Here is a 22080-nt window from a genome sequence, read left to right as displayed (position 1 = left end):
GTCCCCTTTTCTACTGGCCGGCCTGGCGCTTTAGCCAGCTGTCGCGCTCGGCGGCGGGCACGGCGAGGAAGGCGCTGCGTACCGTGTCGCGTTCCTGCGGCGGCGTGCGCTGCGCGACCAGGGCCAGCTGGGCCAGCTGCGCCGGGTTGAGCTGGCGCAGCACGGCCAGCGCGGTCTCGCGTTGCTCCGGTGGCACGAATCCGAACAGTCCGTGCAGCTTGGGGAATTCAAGGCCCAGCTGCGGGCCCAGCCGCCATCCGGCGCGGAACGCCTGATCCTGCGCCTGGAATTGCTGCCGCATGCGCTGCTGTTGATCGGCCGGCAGCGAATTGAAGCGCGCAGCCGCCTGACGGATGCGCTCGCGCTCTGCTTCCGGCAATGCGCGCCAGGCGGCGTAGTCGGCACGGCGCTGTCGCTGCTGCTGCGTATCCAGCTGAGCGAATTCGGCAGGTGCTGTTGCAGCGGCCGACGCCGGCGTAGCCGGCGAACTGCCCGGAACCGGTGGCGGCAACGGCACGCTCAACGGCTGCGGTGCGGCGGACAGCGACAGCGGCAGGGCCAGCAGCAGGCTGGCGAGCACGGACTTATTCATCGGCGGCAGCCGTTTCCAGCGTGGCACTGGCAGGCTCCGGCCGGCTCGGCTTGGCTTGCGATTCATCCACCGGCAGCGGGCCGCCCGCGGCAGTCCACGCGTACAGGTCGGCATCGGCGACCAGCGGGTAGTCGCGATCTGCCAGCATCGCTGCGTCATCATTGGCTTGCGCCTGGCCCGCGTCCGGTATGGCGTCCACCTTGCTCGGTGGCAGGGCTTCCACGGTCACCGGACCGGCTTCGCCCACCACGCCCTCCGGCAAGGGTGCATCGCTCCCGAACGAATGTCCCTGCAGGTGGCGCCACCCCAGCGCGGCGGCCAGCAGTACCGCCACGGTCACCAGCAGGATCAGCGGACCGCGCCAGCGCGGCCTGGCATTCGCGCGGCGGCGCTTGCCGTTGGCGGCCGCACGCTCGTCCCGCTGCGGTGCGCGCCAGCTGGAGGCCGGTGCTTCATTGTGGGCGGCGGGTGCGGCCGGCTGCTGGAGCTGCTGCAGGCGCGTGGCCGGCAGTTCACGGATACGCGCCTGCACCTGCTCGGCCAGCTGGCGCCAGGCTGCGGCGTCTGGCTGGCCATGGGCATCCCGCGGGCACGCGTCAGCCAGCAGGTGCTGGTATCCGGCCTCGTCCTGGTCGAGCACGCGCATGGCGATGCCCTCGTCCAGGCTGCCGCCCACCCGCAGCAGCAGCGCCAGTCGTGGAAGTGGCGGCATCGCGCCCAACGCGGCCAACGACGGCGCCCACTGCCCGCCCGCCGGCTCGCGCAGCGCCTGGCGCTGGCCCAGCAGGGTCCAGAAGCGGGTCGGCCATTGCGCCATCGGCAGGTCGCTGGCGACCGCCGCAAACGCGCGCATCACTGCCACCAGGGTCTGCTCGGCACGGGCGGCATCGCCGCACTGCAGTTCAGCCACCACCAGGGCGCGGCGTTCGACGCCACGCAGGAACGCCGACAGCGCGCCGGCCGCGGTCGAGGAAACAGGGGCGGGCACAGCCGTCATCGGTCACTCCAAAGGTCTGCCGGCATGATAGCGGCAGCCCATCGGCACCCGTAGGACTTGCGCCCACAGGCACTTCGTGCTGCAGGTTGTGCACAGCACCACGCTCCCCGCGCGGGAAATTGCGGCATGCCGCTGAATTCACTCTGTTTCAGCAATGTTTCACACTCAAGTTGTTGATTTTGAACGCCTTTCAAGTGTGGCGATTTTTTGACCAACCCAAGGGTGAGCTCGTCGCCATCGGCCTCCTGCGTTCCCGTCGACCGGTAACGCACAACGTTATCCACAGAACATGTGGATAAGACTGAATCTCCAATGGACACCGATATTTAGGTGACATTTATGATTCAACGGTCGTCGCCCGGGCACGTCTGCCCCCTGCCATTCGCGCGTGCATGGCCCGTTACACTGGCCCGATGCTTTCACCCATTCCGACCCTGCAGGTCGCCCTGCCCGTCCCCCTGCCCCGCCTGTTCGACTACCTGTCGCCGGAGGGCGATGGCCCCACGGCCGCGGTCGGCTGCCGCCTGAAGGTGCCGTTCGGCAACCGCGAGCTGGTCGGCGTGGTGGCCGGCCACGGCCAGACCGACGACGGCCAGGGACTGCGCCAGGCGCTGGCCTGGTGCGACCGGCAGCCGCTGCTGCAGGGCGAACTCTGGCAGAGCCTGCAGTGGCTGGCGCGCTACACCCATGCGCCACTGGGCGAGGTGCTGAGCACCGCCCTGCCCGGCCCGCTGCGCCATGGCGAGGCCCTGCCCGACACCCACCACTGGGGTTGGCAGCTGACCACCGAAGGCCACGCCCAGCGCGAAAAGCTGCGCGCCGGAAGCCGTCCGCGGCAGCTGGCCGAGCTGCTGGCAGGAGCGATCGTGGATGAGGACGTGCTCGGCGAACGCATGGCCGACTGGCGCACCGCTGCACGCAGCCTGGCCAAGCGCGAGCTGGCCGAGCGCGTGGCGATGACGGTGGCACCGCAGCATGCGCAGCCGCTGCCCGGCCCCACGCTCAACCCGGACCAGGCCGGGGCGGTGGCTGCGATCAACGCTGCCGACGGCTTCCAGCCGTTCCTGCTGGACGGCGTGACCGGCAGCGGCAAGACCGAGGTCTACCTGCAGGCGATCATCCATTGCCTGGCGCAGGGCAGGCAGGCGCTGGTGCTGGTACCGGAAATCGGCCTGACCCCGCAGACCCTGGCACGTTTCCGCGGCCGCCTGGGCATCGCCGTGCACGCCTTGCATTCGGGGTTGAACGACAACGAGCGCGCGCGCGTCTGGGCGGCCGCCTCCCGAGGCGAAGCGCGGGTCATCGTCGGCACCCGCTCAGCGGTTTTCACGCCATTGCCGCAGGCCGGCCTGCTGATCGTCGACGAGGAACACGACGGCAGCTACAAGCAGCAGGACGGCATCCGTTACCACGCGCGCGATTTCGCTCTGGTGCGCGCCAAGGCGCTGGGCATTCCGGTGCTGCTCGGCAGCGCCACCCCTTCACTGGAAACGCTGCACAACGCCTACGCCGGGCGCTACACGCACCTGCGCCTGAAGCAGCGCGCCGGCGATGCGCGGCCACCGCGCGTGCGCATCCTCGATGTACGCAAGCGGCCGCTGCACGATGGCCTCTCGGCCGATGTGCTGGCTGGCATCGGCGAACACCTGCAGCGTGGCCAGCAGGTGCTGGTGTTCAAGAACCGCCGTGGCTACGCACCGGTGCTGCTGTGCCACGACTGCGGGTGGACCGCGCCGTGCCAGCGCTGCGATGCGCCGATGACCGTGCATGGCGGCGGCCGACGCCTGCAATGCCACCACTGTGGCGCGCGCCAACCGGCGCCGTTGGCATGCCCGGCCTGCGGCAGCCTGGCGCTGCAGCCGCAGGGCATCGGCACCGAACGCCTGGAAGAACACCTCACCGCCGCCTTCGCCGATTTCCCGGTGGTGCGCATCGACCGTGGCACCACCTCACGCCGCGATGCGCTGGAGCAGCAGCTGGCGAAACTGGGCGACCAGCCCGGCATCCTGGTCGGCACGCAGATCCTGGCCAAGGGCCACGACCTGCCGAAGCTGACCCTGGTGGTGGTGGTCGGCATCGACGAAGGCCTGTTCTCCGCCGACTTCCGCGCCAGCGAGAAGCTGGCGCAGCAGCTGATCCAGGTGGCCGGTCGTGCAGGACGTGCGCGTGACCCCGGCGAGGTCTGGCTGCAGACCCATCACCCTGGTCACCCGCTGCTGGAAACCCTGGTGAGCGGTGGCTACCACCCGTTCGCGCAGGCCGAGTTGAACCAGCGGCAAGCCGCAGGGTTCCCCCCGTTCGCGCACCTGGCGCTGATGCGCGCCGAAGCGCAGCAGGTCGAGCACGCCAATGCGTTCCTGCTGGCTGCGCGGCAGTTGCTGGGCGAGCAGAACGTGGTGGAGGCGTACGGCCCGATGCCGGCGCCGATGCCGCGGCGCGCGGGCTACCAGCGCACACAGCTGCTGCTGTCGGCGCCGCAGCGGCCACCCTTGCATGGCGTGCTCGCGCAGCTGGTTCCGCAGCTGTATGCGCTGCCGGAAGCACGCAAGGTGCGCTGGTCGCTGGATGTGGATCCAACGGACCTGTATTGAGGGGTCAGAGCCCACCCGTCGGGTGGGATCCGACCCCGATGCCCTGGGGTCGGATCCCTTTTCGCAGAAAAGGGCTCTGACCCCGGACGCCTTCGCTTACGTCAGCGGCGACATCACGCCGCGCTGGTAGGCCGGGCGCTCACGCAGCCGCGCATACCAGTCAGCCAGATGCGGCAGCTCCGGTCGCTGGATCGGCAGCTCGTACCAGGCGTAGACCAGCGAGCCCAGCGGGATGTCGCCCATCGCGAACTTCTCGCCCGACAGCCACGGCTGCCTGGCCAGGGTAGCGTCGGCCATCGCCAGGTAGTCACCGGCGCGCACGATGGCGGCATTGATCCGCGCTTCATCGCGGTCGGCCGGCGCGGTGCGCATGATGCCCCAGACCAGGTCGCTGTACAGCGGCGCCATCCGCGACGTGCTCCAGTCCATCCACTTCTCGGCCTGGGCGCGTTCCATCGGGTCCTCAGCGTACAGGGTGCCCAGTGCATAGCGGGCGCTCAGGTAGCGCACGATGGTGTTCGATTCCCACAGCGGCAAGCCGTGGTCTTCGATCACCGGCACCAGGCCGTTGGGATTCATCGCCTGGTACTCCGGGGTCTGCGTACCACCATGGCTGCCACCGACTTCGATGGATTCGTACGGCAGGCCGATTTCCTCGGCGCACCACAGTACCTTGCGGACGTTGCTGGAATTGCGGCGGCCCCAGATCTTCAACATGCGGGTTTTCCTTGCTGGCAATGCGAGCGGCAACGATACGCCTGATCGGGTGGAGATGTGCGTGCCGGATGCGGGATCTGGCATCCGGGCATTGCCGGCCAGCAGCAGGCACTACCTGTTCTTTTTTGGCAGCGCGCGCACGTAGGACGACTTGCCGTCCTTCTTCAGCTCGAACAGGCCGATCGCCGCCAGCAGGTCGCTGAGCTTGCCGTAGCCATAGTTGCGCGGATCGAACGAGGCCTGGTTGCCGATCTGGCTGCCGACCGGGCCGAGGTGCGACCAGCCATCCTCACCCTCGGCCGCGGACACCGCACGGCGCAGCATCTTCACCAGCCGGGTGTCACTGCGCATTTCCGCACCGCTCTTGCGTGGACGCGCATCGTCGTTGGCCACCGGCTCGTTCGAGGCCTGCTCGCTGGACGCCTGTTCGGCATCGGGCACGCTGGCATGGGTCTGCCCCAGTGCCTCCAGGTAGGTGAACTTCGAGCACGCATTGACGAATGGCTCGGGCGTCTTCTTCTCGCCGAAGCCATATACCTTCACGCCATCGGTCAGCAGGCGCATCACCATCGGGGTGAAGTCCGCATCGCTGGAGACGATGGCGAAGCCATCAAGGTTGCGCGCGTACAGCAGGTCCATGGCATCGATCACCATCGCCATGTCCGAAGCGTTCTTGCCCTTGCTGTAGGCGAACTGCTGGATCGGTCGGATCGCATACTCATGCAGCACCGCTTCCCACCCTTTCAGTCGCGGGCTCTTCCAGTTGCCGTAGGCACGGCGCACGTTGGCCACGCCGTAGCGGGCGACTTCCGCCAGGACCTCGTCGATCTTCGAGGCCGGCGCATTGTCGGCGTCGATCAACAGGGCGATGCGCTTTTCCGGTTCGCTCATGGGCTCCTCACGGGCCGTTGCCTGAACCCGAGTATCGCCGATCCGGGCAGGCGCTGACGTGACAGGTGGCCGCCGTGCGAAGATGCCAGGCGCTTCCCCCGATGCCCCCACTGGAGTGAGTCGATGAGTCGCGAGCGCGTTCCCCACCTGGTCGTTGTCGGCGGCGGTTTTGCCGGTCTCTGGGCCACCCGTGCCCTGGCCCGCGAGCGCATACGCATCACCCTGGTCGATCGCCGCAACCATCACCTGTTCCAGCCGCTGCTGTACCAGGTGGCCACCGCCGGCCTGTCCGCGCCGGATATCGCCGCACCGCTGCGCCACATCCTCGGCCACCAGCGCAATGTGGAAGTCCGCCTCGGCGAAGTGGTGGCCATCGACAAGCGGGCGCGGCAGATCCGCATGGCCGATGGCAGCACGCTGGACTACGACAGCCTGCTGCTGGCCACCGGCGCCACCCACGCCTACTTCGGCAACGATCAGTGGGCCGATGATGCGCCCGGCCTGAAGACGCTGGACGATGCCATCGCGCTGCGCCGCAAGCTGCTGCTGGCGTTCGAACGCGCCGAGGCCGAACCGGACCCGGCGAAGAAGGCGGCGTGGCTGAGTTTCGCCATCGTCGGCGGTGGTCCCACCGGCGTCGAACTGGCCGGCACCCTGGCCGAGATCGCGCGCCACACGCTGCGCAACGAATTCCGCCACATCGACCCGGCCAGCGCCAGGGTGCGGCTGGTCGAGGCTGGGCCCCGCGTGCTGTCCTCGTTCCCGGATGTGCTTTCGCTGAAGGCGCGCCGCCAACTGGAAAAGCTGGGCGTGGAAGTGCTGACCGGTACCCCGGTGAGCGACATCGACAGCCAGGGCTTCAAGCTCGGCGAACAGTTCGTACCGGCGCGCACCGTGGTCTGGGCCGCCCGCGTGGCCGCTTCACCGCTGGCGCGCACGCTGGACGTGCCACTGGACCGCGCCGGACGCGTGCCGGTGCAACCGGACCTGACCCTGCCCGGTCACCCGGAGCTGTTCGTGGCCGGCGACCTGGCCGCACTGAGCCAGGCCGACGGCAAGCCGGTACCCGGGGTGGCACCGGCCGCCAAGCAGATGGGCAAGTACGTGGCCGAGGTGATCCGCGCGCGCCTGCACGGCAAGCCCGAGCCCGGCCCGTTCAAGTACGCCGACTACGGCAACCTGGCCACCATCGGCCGCATGGCCGCGATCGTGCACCTGGGCCGGCTGCAGCTTTCCGGCGTGCTGGCCTGGTGGTTCTGGCTGGCCGCGCACGTGTTCTTCCTGATCGGCTTCCGCAACCGCATCGTGGTGCTGCTGAACTGGGCAGTCGCGTACTGGAGCTACCAGCGCAGTGCGCGGATCATCTTCGGTGATGACCAGGATGACCGGCGGCCGAGGCGGTAGGGCTGCACGCAACGGGGTCGGATCCCTTTCCACAGGAAAGGGCTCTGACCCGGTCAACACCCTCCACGCATGGCGTGGATCTACTGGTTCATCGGGCCACCGGGCACCCGCCGTTTCGACCAGGTCCGGCAGAAGTCCTCCTTCCTCGCGGTGTCGGCAATCTGCGCGGCACTCCAATGCCGGGTGATCCAGATCGTCAGTGCGGTACTGCTGAGATGCCAGCGCAGCATGCCGCGCTGCGGTTGCCGCCACAGGTAGCGCCGGGCAATCCAGAAGGCCTCCCGCTCCACTTCAGGCACCTTCTTCATCGCGTCCTTGTCGAAGAACTGGGCGGTAAAGCGCCAGGGGTTCATCGGCTGGTATCCCGCCCGTGGCTCGCTGCTACACGCAGCCACACCACTGGGCGCACGGTCGGCCGGCGTCGGCCGACCGCCTGCCAATGCCAGCCCGAGCAGGTACAGCAGGCCAGGCAGCAGCGCGATGCCGGCGACCAGCACGACGACGGAGATCCATGCTTTGCCGGCGGCACGCATCGCTCACTGTGCCTTCGGCTTTGGATACCACAACGCGTTGACGATGACCCAGCGCTGGTCGAAGCGCCCCATGTGGAAGTAATCGACGAACCACGGGGTCTCCAGCCGCACCGAGGCCGCGTTGCCGGTCACGTCCAGCACCGTGCAGCGACGATCCCATTGATCCTTCGGGGTCTTCAACGCGCCCTGCTTCGTCAGCGAGACCAGTTCTTCCTTCGACATCCGGCGCAGGCCCAGGCGTTCGTCGGGTGTATCGCCGAGCACAGCGCGCTTGGCCAGGTCCGGATGCAGGGAGCGGGCGACGCGCTGTGGGTCCGCCTCCAGCTGGCCATCGACGTAGTCATGGCAGGTGGCTTCGATGGCCGCGATCGTGGCCGGGTCGGGGGCAGGGCTCGTTGCTGCGGAAAGAGCAAACAGCAGGGCGATCGTGGACATCCGGGTCTCCAGCTCTGGGCGCGGGGCGATCATCGCATGGGCCGGGTAGCCCATCCACGCGTGGCGTGGATCTACAGGACCGGCGCCTGCAGCCAGGCCAGCTTGCGTTCGCGCGGCTGCTGCTTGAGTTGCCACTCGGCCCGCGAGGCGGCGGCCCGGTCCGGGTATTCGCGCACGGCCAGCACGCGCAGCGGTGGCCGGGCCCGGGTGTAGCGCGCGCCCTTGCCGGCCTGGTGGGCGGCGAAACGCGCATCCACGTCGGTGCTGATGCCGGCGTAATAGCTGCCATCGCGGCATTCGAGCAGGTACAGAAACCACGGGCGGAGGGACGGGGCCATGCCCGGATTATGCCGTGCTGCACTGCAGCGGATATACTGGCGCCCGAATGCAGGAGAGTGGCGCCGCGCTGGCGCCCGCCGAAGGCGCAGGCTCCCATGATCGCTCAGGCCGGTGGGCTGGAATCCCACCAACCATGCATTCGACTCGCCGAGCTGGAGAGAGGTCACCGGGCACGCCCGGGACGATCCGCCGAAGGGGCACGCGGCCAACGCCGCTGAACTCTCAGGCAAAAGGACAGCGGGAGCGGCACCGGTCATCGTCATCCCGTCATTGCGCAGGCAGTGGTGGCAGTTGCGCATGGCCGGCCCCACCGCGCCCGGAGCCTGTTCCATGCTGCTGTCCATCATCTACCTGGTTGCCATTTCCGCCGAAGCCATGACCGGTGCACTGTCTGCCGGCCGCCGCCGCATGGACCTGTTCGGTGTGGTCATGATCGCCTGCGTCACCGCCCTCGGGGGCGGCTCGCTGCGCGACATCCTGCTCGGCCACTATCCGCTGGGCTGGGTGAAGCATCCCGAGTACCTGGGTTTCACCGTGTGCGCGGCGCTGATCGCCACCTGGGTGGCGCGCTGGATGCACCACTTCCGGCGCACCTTCCTGGTGCTCGATGGCCTGGGCCTGATCGCCTTCACCCTGATCGGCTGCTCGATCGCGCGCGAGGCCGGCCATGCGATGCCGATCGTGCTGATCGCCGGCATGCTGACCGGCGCGTTCGGCGGCGTGCTGCGCGACATCCTCTGCAACGAGGTGCCGCTGATCTTCCAGAAGGAGCTGTACGCGATCATCGCGCTGCTGACCGGCGCGGCGTATCTGTTGCTGCTGCACTGGGGCGTGGCCGACGCCACCGCGATCCTGTGCTGCCTGGGCGGCGGCTTCGCGCTGCGCCTGCTGGCGATCCACTATCGCTGGGAAATGCCGAAGTTCGTGTACCACGACGAAGTGCATTGAGCCTCTTCGTAGCGTCGAGCCATGCTCGACTGCGCTTTGCAGGACGCCAACGCGCGTCGCGCGCACGTCGAGCATGGCTCGACGCTACAAATATCGGCATCACCACCCCGGCGATGTACCTGGCGCTGTCGCTCATGCGCAGCGCCAGGCGCATCGCCGGTGCAGATGGGCCGGTCTCCAACTCCGGCCGGCCCTGATCGCGGCCGCACCCCCGCAGGCGCTGGCCGCCATCCACACACGTGCCGCACTCAGGCGGCTTCGGACACCTTCACGTCGCGACGGGCGCGCACGGCCGCAGCCAGTCGCTCCAGCACCGTCACGGTGGTGTCCCAGTCGATGCAGCCATCGGTGATGCTCTGCCCGTAGACCAGCGGCTGGCCTTCCACCAGTTCCTGGCGGCCCCCGACCAGATGGCTCTCGATCATCACGCCCACGATGCGCTGTTCGCCGTCTTCCATCTGAGCGGCGATGTCGTCGATCACCTTCGGCTGGTTCTCGGGGTTCTTCAGGCTGTTGGCATGGCTGGCATCGATCATCAGGCGCGCCGGCAGCTTGGCCTTGGCCAGCACCTGGCAGGCCTCAGCCACGCTGCCAGCGTCGTAGTTCGGTTGCTTGCCACCGCGCAGGATCACATGGCAATCCGGGTTGCCGGTGGTCGACACGATGGCAGTGCCACCCTGCTTGGTGACCGACAGGAAATGATGCGGGTTGGATGCCGCACCCACCGCGTCGGCGGCGATCTTCACGTTGCCATCGGTGCCGTTCTTGAAGCCGACGGGGCACGACAGCCCCGAAGCCAGCTCGCGATGCACCTGGCTTTCGGTGGTGCGTGCGCCGATCGCGCCCCATGCCACCAGGTCGGCGATGTACTGCGGCGAGATCACATCGAGGAATTCAACACCGGCCGGCAGGCCGAGCTTGTTGATGTCGCGCAGGAGGCCACGGGCGATGCGCAGGCCCTTGTCGATCCTGAAGCTGCCGTCCAGGTCCGGGTCGTTGATCAGGCCCTTCCAGCCCACCGTGGTGCGCGGCTTCTCGAAGTACACGCGCATGACGATTTCCAGCTCGCCAGCCAGCGCGTCGCGCAGCGGCTTCAGGCGCTGGGCGTACTCGATGGCGGCCTTCGGGTCGTGGATCGAGCACGGGCCCACCACCACCGCCAGGCGGTCGTCACGGCCGTGCAGGATCTGGTGCAGGGCCGCGCGCGAGGCGCTGACGGTGTCGGAAGCCTCATCGTCACAGGGCAGCATCGCCAGCAGCTGGGCGGGCGGTGTCAGCGGTTCGATGGTGCGGATACGCAGGTCGTCGGTGTGCGGGGGCATTGCAGGAGATCTCCGGAACGTTGGGGGTCCCCAGCGTGGCGGCATGAAAAAAGCCGCCAGGTTCGCTGGCGGCTTTCGGGAATGCGTCTGAAGCTTTCTTCAGGGTGAGCGCAGTCCTTCCTCCGCCAGTGGCTTCGGAAAGTAATACCAGTAAAAGCGGGTAGCGGCTGCGTTCATGGGATCTATTGATAGCACAGCTTTTGCGCAGTGCAAAATGTTTCATCCGCAACTGGGGGCGCGGTTCAGTGATGCGCCTGACTGCGCAGCGCACGTGGTGGCCGCTGTGCAACGTCGCTCATCTGCCATGCACTTCCACGTCCAGCAGCAGGCCTTCGTGGATGTCGGCCCAGCGCTCCAGCACGCGGTCCAGCTCCTGCCGGGCCTCGTCCAGCTGCTCGGGATTGAGCAGGGAACGGGTGGTGTAGAGATCGGACACCAGCCGGCGCAGTACCGCTTCCGGGATGGCCACCGAGGGCCCTTCCATCTGCGGCAGCTGCAGTGCCGGCGTATCGCCCTGCGGGCCGTACAGCATTACCTGGAGCGTGCTCTGCATGATCAACTTCCCTGCGGATGGACATGGGCAATGTCCTGTTTACCGCGTCCGGGTGACAGACGCATGTGCCATGCGCCTCCGGAGGCGCTGTTACAAGGTGGCCAGAGCGGTGTAGAGCTCGATGAGGGTGTAGGACATGGAAGGCCTTCCTTGAGGTTGATGAGGTTGCCGGCCAGCGGCCGGCACTACCGCAACGAGCGCATGGCGCGTTTGCGGATGTAGGCATTGGCATCGCCAGGGTGCTGCTGTTGCCATCGTGCGCACAGCTCACGCAGCCACTGCGGGCGAGTCTTGCCGGCATCGTTGAGCCAGTTCCCGACCGAGTCCTGCACGTAGCGCTCCGGGTCGTTGGCCATTGCTTCCAGCATCGGCAACGCGAGTTCTGGATGCTGCTTGAACAGCGCGATATGCGTGGACCACACGCCTCGTGGGCGCAGCGCTTCGCAGGCGAAGCGGCGCAGGTAAGGCGATGCTTCCTGCGTCCACACCTGCAGGTACTCAAGCGCCTGCAACGGTGCGGCAACGATGTCGCTGCGCAGCGCCAGCCATGCCCATTCGCGCACGCCGAAGTGCGGGTCGTCAGCCAGCGGACGCATCGCCCGCAGCTTGGCCGGCAGCGCCGCGCCGGCATCGCTGCCAATCAGGTAGCAGGCCCAGCCACGCACGGTGTCTGATGCGTGTGCCTGCCAGTGCGCGGGATCACCCTGCCCGGATTCGTGCAGCAACCGCGCCGCCAGCGCCATGCGCTGGGTGATGCCCTTGCCGGAGGCGTCGCGCATACATTGCAGCGCTTCCGGCTCGAGCACAGGTGCCACCCCCTGCAACAGCGCGGCGAAATCCACTGCCAGGCATTCGGCCAGATGCGTGGCAGCGGCACCATCGCTGTTGAGTGCACGCAGCCGTTCCGCGGGAATGGGCGTGCTCATGCGGAGGCTTCCCGCCCGGTGTCCGTGTGCTGCCAGACCTTGTGCAGCAGTTGTGACAGCTGCTGCCGTTCATCAGCATCCAGGCCGTTGAACAGGCCGCTGATCCATTGTGTGTGCCGCTCGAACAGCGACTCGGCCAAACGCTTGCCCGGTGCGGTCAACACGATCTGCAGACGACGGCCATCCTCGTCATCGCTGCGACGCTGCAGCAGGCCTTCGCGCTGCAGGCCATCGAGCAGGCCGCTGATGGTGGCCCGGGTCACGCCAGCGCGCTCGGCCAGCGCGTGCGGCGCCAGTGCGCCGCCGGCCCCGTGCAGCAGGAACAGCACGATGAAGCGACCCTCGCTGAGCCCGTGCGGTGCCAACCGTGCAGCGCAGTCGCGATCGATCGACGAGGACAACGAGAGCAGCTGGAAGCACAGGCGCAGCTGCGCGATGTTGGCGTGGCCGCGCCGCTGCGCTTCCTCCAGCAACGCCTGATGCTTGGCTTCGATCATCCTTTCCTCACTGAATGATTAGGCACCTAATCATATGGAGGAGTGGCCAGTGGAAGCAAATCGGAGTTGACTCAGGAAGTGCGTCCCAGCAGCAGCCGCGCGATCAGCCCCCCGCCCTCGCGGTGCAACAGCTGAAGTTCGCCCGCGTGGCGCTTCGCCACGTTGGCAGCCACGGCCAGTCCAAGTCCGGCGCCCCCGGTGGCGCGGCTACGCGAGCCCTCGCTGCGCTGGAACGGTTGCAGCAGGCGTGCGCGATCGATCTCGGCGATGCCAGGGCCGCGGTCCATCACGTCCAGCTGCACTCCATCCCCCGCCATGGCGACCCACAGCTCCACGGCGCCCGCGTAGCGCTCGGCGTTGTCGATGAGATTGTCGACCGCGCGCCGGAGCAGCAGCGCATCGCCATGCCACGGCAACGTATCCGGGCCCTGAAGGGAAATGTCGACCCCGCGCAGCAGCGCCGCCTGCACGCAGTCCTCCAGCAGCGCTGAAAGATCCACCATCCGCATCTGCAACGGCTGCAGCTCACCGCGTGCGTAGTCGAGCACCTGCTCGATCATCGTATCCATGCGCTCGATGTCTGCCACCATCCTGGCGGCCTGTGGCGCGGGAGCGAACTCCGCGCGCAGGCGCAGGCCGGTCAGGGGCGTGCGCAGGTCATGCGCCACGGCCGCCAGCATATGGGTCATGTCCCGTGCCTGGGCGCGCAGACGTTCGCGACCGGTGCTGATCGCTGTGGCCAGTACCTGCACTTCGCGTGGACCGTCATCAGGCAATGGCGTTTCGGCCTGCAGGTCGACCCGTGCGCTGGCTTCAGCCAGGCGTCGCAGCGGGCGCCCCAACCGGATCGACGCCCACGCCGCCAGAGGGGCCAGCAGGATCGCACCGCCCAGCAGGGCGAGCATCACCTGGCGGCGCCAGGCCGCCAGTTCACTGTGGTCGCTGCCGACCACCCGCCATCGGCCATCGGCTTGCCGCATCCCCAGTTCGAACGGCGGCCACTGCATGGCGGTCAGCAACGCGGCCTGCGATTTCAGCACGCCAGCACGAGCGGAGGCGTCCAGTACCGCGCCACCCTCGATGACCTGCACATCGGGCGCCCTGCCCTGCCCCGTCCACACCAGGCGTACATTCCTGGCCGGCAGGTCCATCTGCAGCGCCGCCAACTGGGTGAGCCAGTCACTGGCGCTGCCCCGGGGTGGCGCGTCCTGCGTCGACATATGCAATCCCAGTGGCGCCGGCGCCTGTTCCCCACGCAGCACCTGCATCGCATGGTCCAGCCGCATCGGTGGCGGCGCGGGCCGGGGCATCCACCCCACTACCGCCACGCTGACCAGGGTTGCCAGCAGCAGGCTGGCCAAGGCCAGCATCGCGATCCAGCGGGTGGTTGACCACCGGCTGCTCACAACACCCCTACCTCCGCGTTGAAGCGGTACCCTTCGCCACGCAGTGTCTGCACAAGGGCTTCAGCGCCGGACGCGGCCTGCCCGAGCTTGCGGCGCAGGCGGCTGATCGCAAGGTCGACGGCACGGTCCACGCTGTCACTGGCTTCTCCGCGACTCAACTGCAGCAGCTGTTCGCGCGCCAGCACCCGCCCGGGACGTTCAGCCAGTGCCAGCAGCAGGGAGAATTCACCGCGGCTCAGCACCAGTTCGGCGCCATCCGGCGCGAACAGGCGACGCTGGTCAGGCAGCAATCGCCAGCCATCAAACCGCAGCTCGCTGGCCACCTGTGCGCGCAGCTTGTCCTGCCTGCGCATCAGCGCGCGAACCCGCGCCAACAGCTCGCGCGGGTCAAACGGCTTGGCCAGGTAGTCGTCCGCGCCCATCTCCAGGCCGATCACGCGATCCGGCGCGGCCCCCATCGCCGACAGCATCAGGATCGGGATCGCCCGCGCCTGCAGCCGGCGGCATACCGACAGGCCGTCCTCACCGGGCATCATCCAGTCGAGGATGATCAGGTCAGGACGTTCAACCTGCAGCAACACGTCCAGCGCTGTTGCATCCGCCGCCACACGCACCTGGTAGCCGTGCAGCAGCAGGTGGTCGGCGATGGCGTCACGAATGCTGGCATCGTCATCGACGACGATGACGCGGATGGGAGTGTTCATTCGCCCAGTATCCCGCACCTGTGTATCAGGACGGTATCAACGCCGATATCGCGGTGATACGCCGCTGCGCGCCAATGGTCGCCCACGATCACTGCGGAGTCTCCCCTTGCGCCTGTTCCTGCTGCCCCTGTTCGCCATCCCCTTGCCGGCGCTCGCCTCCGATGCCGCCGAGCACGTCCTGCCGATGTGGATGCAGGGCGGTCATCCGGCAGTGGCCGTCTCGCTGGACGGGCGTTCAGAGCCGCTGCGCTTCGTGGTCGACAGTGCCGCCGGGGCAACCCTGGTCGATGCACGCGTAGTGCGGCGCTACGGTTTGCAGGATGCGGAAGCGGCAGTGTCGCAGGCCCAGGGCGCGAGCGCGAAGGCGGCGCGGTTGCAGCGCATGCGCAGCACAGCGTGGCAGCTGGGCAGCTGGCAATTGAAGGCCAGCGGCATGCAGGTCGACCTGTCATCGCTGGCGAAGGGCGATGATCCGGCCATTGACGGCTTGATCGGCAACGACCTGACCGGGCGCTGGGACACCCGTTGGGACTTCGGCCGCAATCAACTGGCGCTGTGGACACCCGGCGGCTTGGACCTGGAAGGACCGGGTTGCCAACCCAATGCGCTGCCCGGCCGCGATGACGGCCTACGCCAGTTCGGCTTCATCACGCTTGCCTTGGGTACGCCCGGCGTGGACGCCATCGCCGTGGTCGACACCGGTGCCGCGCAGACCGTCCTCAACGCCGAAGCAGCCCGCGCACTGGGCCTGCGCACCGACGGCAGCGATGCTCGGGTGCGTGCACGTGAAGAGGGCACCGAGGGGCTGGGTGGCGGTGCACAGGCAACCTGGCTGTACACCCTGCCCGGCATGACCGGCGGCAACTGGCAGCACCCGCCGATGGAGGTCCGGATCAGCGAACTGCCGGTGTTCAGGGCGATCGGCCTGGAGGCGCGACCGGCCTTGATCCTCGGTGCCGACGCGATGCGCGGTGGCCAGGTGGACATCGGTGCGGGTGCCGCGCGGATCTGCCTGCGCCGACCCGGCTGACGTCTGGCGCATGACGGCGGGAGCTGGCAGGCGTAGCATCGCGCCACGTCCCGCCAGGAGTTCCACGCATGCGCCGTGCTGTCCTGCTGTTGCTGACGCTGCTCCCGCCGGCCGTGCTGGCCGCGCCGCCGCTACCCTCGCCCGCGCGCATCGATGCCGAAGCACAGCGGCTGATGCAGGCGGCCCATGCGCGCGGGATGGCGCTGGCGGTGATCGATGGCGGCAAGGTGGTACACGTGGCCGCCTACGGCGAACGCAACGCCGCAGGCGAGCCGCTGCGCACCGATACCGTGATGTACGCCGCCTCGCTGACCAAGATGGCGTTCGGCCACCTGGTCGCACAGCTTGCCCAGGACGCACGGATCGAGCTGGACGCCAGCATCGCCACGGCGCTGGACAAGCCGCTGCCGGACTACCCGCCAGAGCCGAAGAAGTACGCCGACTACAGCGTACTGACCGATGATGCGCGCTGGCGCCAGCTCACTCCGCGCCTGCTGCTCAACCATTCCAGTGGCTTTGCCAACTTCGGGTTCCTGGAACCCGATGGCCGCCTGAAGTTCCACTTCGATCCGGGCAGTCGTTATGGGTATTCCGGCGAAGGGCTGATCCTGTTGCAGTTCGTGATCGAGCGTGGACGGCTTGGCCAGGACGTGGGTGCATTGATGCAGCGGCAGGTATTCGACCGCTTCGGCATGGTCCGCACCAGCATGATGTGGCGTGAGGATTTCGCCGCCAACCTGGCCGATGGCTGGACGGCGGAAGGCACGGCCGAGCCGCACGATGAACGCAGCCGCGTGCGTGCGGCCGGTTCGATGGATACCACCATCGCCGACATGGCGCGCTTCGCTGCCGGCTATGTCCGCGGCGATGGGCTGTCGCCTGCAATGCGCAGGGAACTGGTGCGGCCGCAGCTGCCGATCACCACCGCCAGCCAGTTCCCCACGTTGCAGCCGGAGCTGCCCGTGGCGCAGCAACGCAAGGATCTGGCCTCAGGCCTGGGCGTGGTGACGTTCCGCGGCCCGCAGGGCGCAGGCTTCTACAAGGGTGGCCACGACGATGCGGTCGGCAACACGCTGGTGTGCATCGAACGGTACAGACGCTGCGTGGTGATCCTGGGCAACGATGTACGGGCGGAAGCTGCGTTCCCGGCACTGGTGGCATTCGTACTGGGCGATACCGGCGTGCCGTGGCAGTGGGAGTATGGCGCGGCGAAGGTATTCGTCGAATGAGGGTGCGATGACGCCTGCATGGCGAACGCGGCCAGGGGGAGCATCCACGCCATGCGTGGATGGCACTCCTCAGCGCGCCTGCTCGAAGAACATCAGGTACACCAGCCGGCCATTCTCCGGTCGATCACCGAACGCTGGCCCGGCGGTGTGCCAGAACCAGGGCCGCAGCAGCACCAGCCGGTTGAAGCGCATCGGAATGCGCATGGTCATTTCCCACTGGCTGTCGTCGTTGCTGTCGCGCTCGATGATGTCGCGATGCATGTCGCCGCCGTTGGCGTAGCCCAATGCGGCCAGCTCCGCCGCGTCCAGGGCCATGCGCTCGGTGCCGGTACGGCGATGGCGGAAGAACTCGGTGCCGCCCTCGCAGTGCTCCGGTGCACTCAGGTAGAGAATGCCCGACCAGTGCGAGTGGTCGGCGTGTACCTTGGCGCGGCCGATGTCGCCGGCAAGGGTAAGGCGGAACTTGCCGTGCGACTGCAGCGGGTTGACCGGCCGCAGCGGTTCGTTGACCAGTCGCGAGACCGCGCCGGACAGGCCATCCAGCTCCAGCCGCTGCTGTGAATTGCGGCCGGGGAATGCGCCCTCCTGGACGGGATAGTCCAGGCCCAGTGCCGCCTGGCGCAACCCCTGCGCATCGGCGGGAGAAAGGAAGTCGTCAACGACGATGAACGAGGTAGGCATGGTCACCGAGCGTAGCGATGCACTGCGGCGACGGCAACCGGGCAACAAAAAACCCCGCCTTGCGGCGGGGTTCTTCTTTAACATCACATCGGGAAGGCGTGCCGACCGAGGCCGGCAACGACCGCCGGAGGCGTGGACTTAGAAGTCCATGCCGCCCATGCCGCCCATGCCACCCATGCCACCAGCGCCGCCCATGGCCGGCTCGTCCTTCTTCGGAGCTTCGGCAACCATGGCTTCGGTGGTGATCATCAGGCCGGCGATCGAGGCCGCGTTCTGCAGGGCCGAACGGGTCACCTTGGTCGGGTCCAGGATGCCGAACTGCAGCATGTCGCCGAACTCGCCGGTGGCCGCGTTGTAGCCGAAGCTGCCGGTGCCTTCCTTGACCTTGTTGATGATGACCGACGGCTCGTCGCCAGCGTTGGCCACGATCTCGCGCAGCGGGGCTTCCATCGCACGCAGGGCAATCTGGATGCCGTGGTTCTGGTCTTCGTTGGCACCCTTCAGGCCGGCCAGCGCGGTGATTGCGCGGACCAGGGCAACGCCGCCGCCCGGGACCACGCCTTCTTCAACGGCTGCACGGGTGGCGTGCAGGGCGTCGTCGACGCGATCCTTCTTTTCCTTCATTTCGATTTCGGTCGAGGCGCCGACCTTGATCACGGCAACGCCGCCGGCCAGCTTGGCCACGCGTTCCTGCAGCTTCTCGCGATCGTAATCCGAGGAGGTGTCCTGGATCTGGGTCTTGATCTGCGCCACGCGTGCATCAACGTTGGCCTTGTCGCCGACGCCGTCGATGATGGTGGTGTTCTCCTTGGAGACCTGCACCTTCTTGGCGCGGCCCAGGTCCTTGATGGTGGCCTTTTCCAGCGACAGGCCGACTTCTTCGGAGATCACGGTGCCGCCGGTCAGCACGGCCATGTCTTCCAGCATCGCCTTGCGGCGGTCGCCGAAGCCCGGGGCCTTGACGGCCACGACCTTGACGATGCCACGGATGGTGTTGACCACCAGGGTCGCCAGCGCTTCGCCTTCGACTTCTTCAGCGACGATCAGCAGCGGCTTGCCGGCCTTGGCGACGCCTTCCAGTACCGGCAGCAGGTCACGGACGTTGGAGATCTTCTTGTCGTGCAGCAGGATGAACGGATCATCCAGGTCAGCGGTCTGCGACTGCTGGTTGTTGATGAAGTACGGCGACAGGTAGCCGCGGTCGAACTGCATGCCCTTGACCACGTCCAGCTCGTTGTCCAGGCCCGAGCCTTCTTCAACGGTGATGACGCCTTCCTTGCCGACTTCCTTCATCGCGTCAGCGATGATCTGGCCGATCGACTCGTCCGAGTTGGCCGAGATGGTACCGACCTGGGCAATCGCCTTGTCGTCGGCGGTCGGCTTGGAGATGTTCTTCAGCTCGGCGACGGCAGCCGAAACGGCCTTGTCGATACCGCGCTTGAGGTCCATCGGATTCATGCCGGCGGCAACGGCCTTGGCGCCTTCGCGGATCAGGGCCTGGGCCAGCACGGTGGCGGTGGTGGTGCCGTCGCCGGCATCGTCGTTGGTGCGCGACGCAACTTCCTTCACCATCTGCGCGCCCATGTTCTCGAACTTGTCAGCCAGTTCGATTTCCTTGGCGACGGAGACGCCGTCCTTGGTGATGGTCGGGGCGCCGAAGCTCTTTTCCAGCACGACGTTGCGGCCCTTCGGGCCCAGGGTGGCCTTGACGGCATTGGCGAGAACATTGACGCCGCGCACCATGCGCGAACGGGCGTCTTCACCGAAACGAATATCCTTGGCAGCCATTGCATTTACCTCATTGGTAGCGCCGGACGAGGCCCGGCGGCTGGGAGTTTGGGATCAGGTTGAAACAGGTCGCGCCGAAGCTCAGCCGATGACGGCGAGCACGTCGTCTTCGCGCAGGACCTTGTATTCGACGCCTTCGCTCTTGTACGAGCTGCCGGCGTACTGGCCGTAGATGACCTTGTCGCCGACCTTCAGCGACGGCGCGCGCACGTTGCCGTTGTCCAGCGGCTTGCCCGGGCCGACGGCCACGACCTCACCCTTGGTGGACTTTTCCTTGGCCGAGTCGGGGATGACGATGCCACCGGCGGAGATTTCGTCGGCTTCGATCGGCTTGACCACAACGCGGTCGTGCAGCGGCTTGATGCTCATAGGAGACCTCTTAAGTGATTGATTGGTCTAAAAAAGTCCGGCGATGTTAGCACTCACCCCAGGCGAGTGCCAGAACCGCACGTGAAGAAACCCGACAACGTCGGGAGCAGGGCAGAGATGGAGCCCCGCCGTCCCCTTTCAAGGGCGGAAGGAAAAAATTTTTTCGCCCGCGCACCTCGGCCAGGGCGTCGGTCCAGATCAATTTCGGTGACAAGCGTCGCACTGTCAGATATCTGACGTTCATTTACGACAAAGTGTCACTGGATCGGCCTTAGGCTCGGTCAGGCATTCCCAATCACAAGGAGTAGTCGATGCGATTGCTGTCCCCGCTTGCCGCCGCCTGCCTGCTGGCGCTGGCCGCTGCGCCGGTCCAGGCCGAGGTCTTCATCAATGAACTGCACTACGACGACAGCACCGCCGCCGGTGACGTCGGCGAAGCGATCGAGGTCGTAGCCACTGCCGGTGAGGACCTGTCCGGCTACCGCCTGTACCTCTACAACGGCAGCAACCCGTCGGCCGCCACCGTCTACGCCAACAATCCGGTCCCGGCCGGCACCGCCGCCGGCTGCGGCAGCGCCACCATCGCCGTGGTCAACTATCCGACCAACGGCCTCCAGAATGGTCCGAACGACGGCATCGCCCTGGTCGATGCCAGCGGCAAGGTGGTCCAGTTCCTCAGCTACGAGGGCGCCATCACCGCCTCCGGTGGCCCTGCCGCGGGCATGACCAGCCAGAACATCCCGGTGGCCGAAAGCAACAGCACCGCGCCGGGCACCTCGCTGCAGCTGACCGGCAGCGGCAGCCAGTACGCCCACTTCACCTGGGCCGAATCGGCCGGCCAGACGTTCGGCAGCTGCAACAACGGCCAGACCTTCAGCGGCGGCGGCACGCCAGGCCCCAACACGCCGCCGTCAGTCTCCACCACCACCCCGGCGCAGGGCAGCAGCACCTTCCCGGCTGCCGCCGACCTGGAAGTGGTGTTCAGCGAGACGGTGAACCTGGCCAGTGGCGCCTTCGCCCTGAGCTGCGGCACCTCCGGCACCGTGCCGCTGACCTTCCCGGCCAGCGGCCGCAGCGTGAAGCTGTCCACCAACACCGCGCTGGTGGCCGGTGAAGCCTGCCGCTTCGACATCCGCGCCGCGCGCATCACCGACCTGCAGGGCGCGCATCCGGCCGCCGACAGCCGCATCGCCTTCACCGTGGCCAGCACCGGCGGCAATCCGGACCCGGGCAACCCGGGCGTGCCGGCCGGCTACTACTCCAGGGTCAACACCAGCAGCCCCAGCCAGCTGCGCTGCTCGCTGCACGCCACCATCAAGGGCCACACCGCCTACCCGTACAGCGGCTCGGGCACCAGCACCTGGACCATCCTGGAAATCGCCGACGAGGATCCGAACAACCCGAACCGCATCCTCGATGCGTACCGCAACCGCAGCTACGCCAAGGTCAGTGATCGTGCGGGCACCGGCAGCGGCCTGACCTACAACCGCGAGCACACTTGGCCGAACTCGCTGGGCTTTGCCACCACCACCGGTGACAAGGGCCTGCCCTACGCGCCGTACACCGACACCCACATGCTGTACCTGACCGACGCGCAGTGGAACGCCGACCGTGGCAACAAGCCGTTCGCCAAGTGCGATGCCAGCTGCGGCGAGCGTGCCACCGAAGCCAACAATGGGCAGGGCGGCGGCAGCGGCGGCTACCCGGGCAACTCCAACTGGGTGCGCACGCCGGACGGCAACACCGGCACCTTCGAGGTGTGGGGCAAGCGCAAGGGCGACATGGCGCGTGCGGTGATGTACATGGCGATCCGCTATGAGGGTGGCAAGGATGCGGCCACCGGTCAGTCCGAGCCGGACCTGGAGCTGACCGACGACCGCAGCAAGATCGTCAAGACCAGCAGTTCGCCGGCCTACATGGGCCTGCTGTCGACGCTGATCGACTGGCACCTGTCCGATCCGCCGGATGATGCCGAGCGTGCCCGCAATGACGTGGTCTACAGCTTCCAGGGCAATCGCAACCCGTTCATCGATCACCCCGAGTGGGCGACCCCGGCCCTGTTCACCTCGGCCAAGCCAGCCACCTGCCAGCTGGCCAACTGACCGCGCAACGCAGCGGTCCACTGCCG

The 22080-nt window shown here is 67.5% G+C and carries 22 protein-coding genes and 2 riboswitches; of the genes, 6 read left to right on the top strand and 16 right to left on the bottom strand.

What is annotated here, in order from left to right; translation table 11 throughout:
- Positions 1-10: 10 nt before the first annotated feature.
- Positions 11-592 carry a DUF3106 domain-containing protein gene (locus tag ACM0PB_RS04925; protein ID WP_032954564.1) on the bottom strand — a complete coding sequence of 194 codons (582 nt, stop codon included), beginning with the start codon at positions 590-592 and terminating at the stop codon, positions 11-13.
- Positions 585-1589 carry a hypothetical protein gene (locus ACM0PB_RS04920; RefSeq protein ID WP_065178803.1) on the bottom strand — a complete coding sequence of 335 codons (1005 nt, stop codon included), beginning with the start codon at positions 1587-1589 and terminating at the stop codon, positions 585-587. Before ACM0PB_RS04920 ends, ACM0PB_RS04925 begins: the two co-directional genes overlap by 8 nt.
- 413 nt (positions 1590-2002) lie before the next feature.
- On the opposite strand from ACM0PB_RS04920, the gene ACM0PB_RS04915 reads away from it, so the two are divergent.
- Positions 2003-4180 carry a primosomal protein N' gene (locus tag ACM0PB_RS04915; RefSeq protein WP_005419648.1) on the top strand — a complete coding sequence of 726 codons (2178 nt, stop codon included), beginning with the start codon at positions 2003-2005 and terminating at the stop codon, positions 4178-4180.
- 96 nt (positions 4181-4276) lie between these two features.
- Here ACM0PB_RS04915 and ACM0PB_RS04910 read toward each other — a convergent pair whose 3' ends face one another.
- Both ACM0PB_RS04910 and ACM0PB_RS04905 read right to left on the bottom strand, forming a co-directional pair.
- Positions 4277-4897 carry a glutathione S-transferase family protein gene (locus ACM0PB_RS04910; RefSeq protein WP_005419650.1) on the bottom strand — a complete coding sequence of 207 codons (621 nt, stop codon included), beginning with the start codon at positions 4895-4897 and terminating at the stop codon, positions 4277-4279.
- Between the two features lie 111 nt (positions 4898-5008).
- Positions 5009-5788 (bottom strand): NYN domain-containing protein, encoded by a 780-nt coding sequence (locus ACM0PB_RS04905; protein ID WP_049470953.1) that lies wholly within the window; start codon positions 5786-5788, stop codon positions 5009-5011.
- 123 nt (positions 5789-5911) lie between these two features.
- On the opposite strand from ACM0PB_RS04905, the gene ACM0PB_RS04900 reads away from it, so the two are divergent.
- Complete coding sequence (locus tag ACM0PB_RS04900; RefSeq protein WP_414604571.1) at positions 5912-7192, top strand: NAD(P)/FAD-dependent oxidoreductase; 1281 nt, start codon at positions 5912-5914, stop codon at positions 7190-7192.
- A gap of 80 nt (positions 7193-7272) precedes the next feature.
- Here ACM0PB_RS04900 and ACM0PB_RS04895 read toward each other — a convergent pair whose 3' ends face one another.
- The 3 genes from ACM0PB_RS04895 to ACM0PB_RS04885 all read right to left on the bottom strand — a co-directional run bounded on the left by ACM0PB_RS04895 (position 7273) and on the right by ACM0PB_RS04885 (position 8498).
- Complete coding sequence (locus ACM0PB_RS04895) at positions 7273-7725, bottom strand: hypothetical protein (RefSeq protein ID WP_065178806.1); 453 nt, start codon at positions 7723-7725, stop codon at positions 7273-7275.
- 3 nt (positions 7726-7728) lie between these two features.
- Complete coding sequence (locus ACM0PB_RS04890; RefSeq protein ID WP_032954574.1) at positions 7729-8160, bottom strand: nuclear transport factor 2 family protein; 432 nt, start codon at positions 8158-8160, stop codon at positions 7729-7731.
- A 71-nt stretch (positions 8161-8231) separates the two neighbouring features.
- Positions 8232-8498 carry a GIY-YIG nuclease family protein gene (locus ACM0PB_RS04885; RefSeq protein WP_005419660.1) on the bottom strand — a complete coding sequence of 89 codons (267 nt, stop codon included), beginning with the start codon at positions 8496-8498 and terminating at the stop codon, positions 8232-8234.
- Between the two features lie 40 nt (positions 8499-8538).
- Positions 8539-8628: riboswitch (glycine riboswitch) on the top strand.
- Positions 8629-8641: 13 nt separating this feature from the next.
- A riboswitch (glycine riboswitch) is annotated at positions 8642-8745 on the top strand.
- A gap of 84 nt (positions 8746-8829) precedes the next feature.
- Here ACM0PB_RS04885 and ACM0PB_RS04880 point away from each other — a divergent pair.
- Positions 8830-9447 carry a trimeric intracellular cation channel family protein gene (locus ACM0PB_RS04880; RefSeq protein ID WP_005419661.1) on the top strand — a complete coding sequence of 206 codons (618 nt, stop codon included), beginning with the start codon at positions 8830-8832 and terminating at the stop codon, positions 9445-9447.
- A gap of 248 nt (positions 9448-9695) precedes the next feature.
- Here ACM0PB_RS04880 and ACM0PB_RS04875 read toward each other — a convergent pair whose 3' ends face one another.
- From ACM0PB_RS04875 to ACM0PB_RS04850, 6 genes are all read right to left on the bottom strand, one after another.
- A complete protein-coding gene (locus tag ACM0PB_RS04875; RefSeq protein WP_065186318.1) occupies positions 9696-10769 on the bottom strand; it encodes a 3-deoxy-7-phosphoheptulonate synthase in 1074 nt (357 codons plus the stop codon).
- Between the two features lie 295 nt (positions 10770-11064).
- Positions 11065-11322: a hypothetical protein gene (locus ACM0PB_RS04870; RefSeq protein ID WP_414604572.1), complete on the bottom strand. Its 258-nt coding sequence runs from the start codon at positions 11320-11322 to the stop codon at positions 11065-11067.
- Positions 11323-11507: 185 nt separating this feature from the next.
- Positions 11508-12248 (bottom strand): DNA alkylation repair protein, encoded by a 741-nt coding sequence (locus ACM0PB_RS04865; protein ID WP_414604573.1) that lies wholly within the window; start codon positions 12246-12248, stop codon positions 11508-11510.
- The gene (locus ACM0PB_RS04860; protein ID WP_065178810.1) at positions 12245-12745 is read right to left on the bottom strand and encodes a MarR family winged helix-turn-helix transcriptional regulator; all 501 of its coding nucleotides are present in this window, start codon (positions 12743-12745) and stop codon (positions 12245-12247) included. Before ACM0PB_RS04860 ends, ACM0PB_RS04865 begins: the two co-directional genes overlap by 4 nt.
- A gap of 71 nt (positions 12746-12816) precedes the next feature.
- The gene (locus ACM0PB_RS04855) at positions 12817-14115 is read right to left on the bottom strand and encodes a sensor histidine kinase (protein WP_065178811.1); all 1299 of its coding nucleotides are present in this window, start codon (positions 14113-14115) and stop codon (positions 12817-12819) included.
- A 32-nt stretch (positions 14116-14147) separates the two neighbouring features.
- Positions 14148-14855 (bottom strand): response regulator, encoded by a 708-nt coding sequence (locus ACM0PB_RS04850; protein WP_065178812.1) that lies wholly within the window; start codon positions 14853-14855, stop codon positions 14148-14150.
- A gap of 106 nt (positions 14856-14961) precedes the next feature.
- Here ACM0PB_RS04850 and ACM0PB_RS04845 point away from each other — a divergent pair, with 106 nt between their 5' ends.
- On the top strand, positions 14962-15885 hold the full coding sequence (locus tag ACM0PB_RS04845; RefSeq protein WP_005419669.1) for an aspartyl protease family protein: 924 nt from the start codon (positions 14962-14964) through the stop codon (positions 15883-15885).
- A 68-nt stretch (positions 15886-15953) separates the two neighbouring features.
- Positions 15954-17114 (top strand): serine hydrolase domain-containing protein, encoded by a 1161-nt coding sequence (locus tag ACM0PB_RS04840; protein WP_139727800.1) that lies wholly within the window; start codon positions 15954-15956, stop codon positions 17112-17114.
- A 69-nt stretch (positions 17115-17183) separates the two neighbouring features.
- On the opposite strand, the gene ACM0PB_RS04835 is transcribed toward ACM0PB_RS04840, so the two are convergent.
- The 3 genes from ACM0PB_RS04835 to ACM0PB_RS04825 form a co-directional block, all read right to left on the bottom strand.
- Positions 17184-17795, bottom strand: a complete 612-nt coding sequence (locus ACM0PB_RS04835; protein ID WP_053497029.1) for a DUF6445 family protein — start codon at positions 17793-17795, stop codon at positions 17184-17186.
- A 138-nt stretch (positions 17796-17933) separates the two neighbouring features.
- Entirely contained in the window at positions 17934-19583 is a 1650-nt protein-coding gene (groL, locus tag ACM0PB_RS04830; protein WP_005411226.1) for a chaperonin GroEL, read from the bottom strand.
- Between the two features lie 81 nt (positions 19584-19664).
- Entirely contained in the window at positions 19665-19952 is a 288-nt protein-coding gene (locus tag ACM0PB_RS04825) for a co-chaperone GroES (RefSeq protein WP_005411227.1), read from the bottom strand.
- Between the two features lie 311 nt (positions 19953-20263).
- Here ACM0PB_RS04825 and ACM0PB_RS04820 point away from each other — a divergent pair, with 311 nt between their 5' ends.
- Entirely contained in the window at positions 20264-22054 is a 1791-nt protein-coding gene (locus ACM0PB_RS04820; protein ID WP_065196843.1) for an endonuclease, read from the top strand.
- Positions 22055-22080: the final 26 nt, after the last annotated feature.

This window comes from Stenotrophomonas sp. AR029 (assembly GCF_047520695.2).
Classification (GTDB): Bacteria; Pseudomonadota; Gammaproteobacteria; order Xanthomonadales; family Xanthomonadaceae; genus Stenotrophomonas; species Stenotrophomonas sepilia.
The sequence above is the reverse complement of the archived record's forward strand: the minus strand, read 5'-3'. Positions and strand labels throughout refer to the sequence as shown.

What these genes read in the sequence shown, in the direction of transcription:
- ACM0PB_RS04925 (WP_032954564.1), bottom strand. Translation starts at nt 592, where the DNA reads ATGAATAAGTCCGTGCTCGCCAGCCTGCTGCTGGCCCTGCCGCTGTCG.
- ACM0PB_RS04920 (WP_065178803.1), bottom strand. Translation starts at nt 1,589, where the DNA reads ATGACGGCTGTGCCCGCCCCTGTTTCCTCGACCGCGGCCGGCGCGCTG.
- ACM0PB_RS04915 (WP_005419648.1), top strand. Translation starts at nt 2,003, where the DNA reads ATGCTTTCACCCATTCCGACCCTGCAGGTCGCCCTGCCCGTCCCCCTG.
- ACM0PB_RS04910 (WP_005419650.1), bottom strand. Translation starts at nt 4,897, where the DNA reads ATGTTGAAGATCTGGGGCCGCCGCAATTCCAGCAACGTCCGCAAGGTA.
- ACM0PB_RS04905 (WP_049470953.1), bottom strand. Translation starts at nt 5,788, where the DNA reads ATGAGCGAACCGGAAAAGCGCATCGCCCTGTTGATCGACGCCGACAAT.
- ACM0PB_RS04900 (WP_414604571.1), top strand. Translation starts at nt 5,912, where the DNA reads ATGAGTCGCGAGCGCGTTCCCCACCTGGTCGTTGTCGGCGGCGGTTTT.
- ACM0PB_RS04895 (WP_065178806.1), bottom strand. Translation starts at nt 7,725, where the DNA reads ATGCGTGCCGCCGGCAAAGCATGGATCTCCGTCGTCGTGCTGGTCGCC.
- ACM0PB_RS04890 (WP_032954574.1), bottom strand. Translation starts at nt 8,160, where the DNA reads ATGTCCACGATCGCCCTGCTGTTTGCTCTTTCCGCAGCAACGAGCCCT.
- ACM0PB_RS04885 (WP_005419660.1), bottom strand. Translation starts at nt 8,498, where the DNA reads ATGGCCCCGTCCCTCCGCCCGTGGTTTCTGTACCTGCTCGAATGCCGC.
- ACM0PB_RS04880 (WP_005419661.1), top strand. Translation starts at nt 8,830, where the DNA reads ATGCTGCTGTCCATCATCTACCTGGTTGCCATTTCCGCCGAAGCCATG.
- ACM0PB_RS04875 (WP_065186318.1), bottom strand. Translation starts at nt 10,769, where the DNA reads ATGCCCCCGCACACCGACGACCTGCGTATCCGCACCATCGAACCGCTG.
- ACM0PB_RS04870 (WP_414604572.1), bottom strand. Translation starts at nt 11,322, where the DNA reads ATGCAGAGCACGCTCCAGGTAATGCTGTACGGCCCGCAGGGCGATACG.
- ACM0PB_RS04865 (WP_414604573.1), bottom strand. Translation starts at nt 12,248, where the DNA reads ATGAGCACGCCCATTCCCGCGGAACGGCTGCGTGCACTCAACAGCGAT.
- ACM0PB_RS04860 (WP_065178810.1), bottom strand. Translation starts at nt 12,745, where the DNA reads ATGATCGAAGCCAAGCATCAGGCGTTGCTGGAGGAAGCGCAGCGGCGC.
- ACM0PB_RS04855 (WP_065178811.1), bottom strand. Translation starts at nt 14,115, where the DNA reads ATGCTGGCCTTGGCCAGCCTGCTGCTGGCAACCCTGGTCAGCGTGGCG.
- ACM0PB_RS04850 (WP_065178812.1), bottom strand. Translation starts at nt 14,855, where the DNA reads ATGAACACTCCCATCCGCGTCATCGTCGTCGATGACGATGCCAGCATT.
- ACM0PB_RS04840 (WP_139727800.1), top strand. Translation starts at nt 15,954, where the DNA reads ATGCGCCGTGCTGTCCTGCTGTTGCTGACGCTGCTCCCGCCGGCCGTG.
- ACM0PB_RS04835 (WP_053497029.1), bottom strand. Translation starts at nt 17,795, where the DNA reads ATGCCTACCTCGTTCATCGTCGTTGACGACTTCCTTTCTCCCGCCGAT.
- groL (WP_005411226.1), bottom strand. Translation starts at nt 19,583, where the DNA reads ATGGCTGCCAAGGATATTCGTTTCGGTGAAGACGCCCGTTCGCGCATG.
- ACM0PB_RS04825 (WP_005411227.1), bottom strand. Translation starts at nt 19,952, where the DNA reads ATGAGCATCAAGCCGCTGCACGACCGCGTTGTGGTCAAGCCGATCGAA.
- ACM0PB_RS04820 (WP_065196843.1), top strand. Translation starts at nt 20,264, where the DNA reads ATGCGATTGCTGTCCCCGCTTGCCGCCGCCTGCCTGCTGGCGCTGGCC.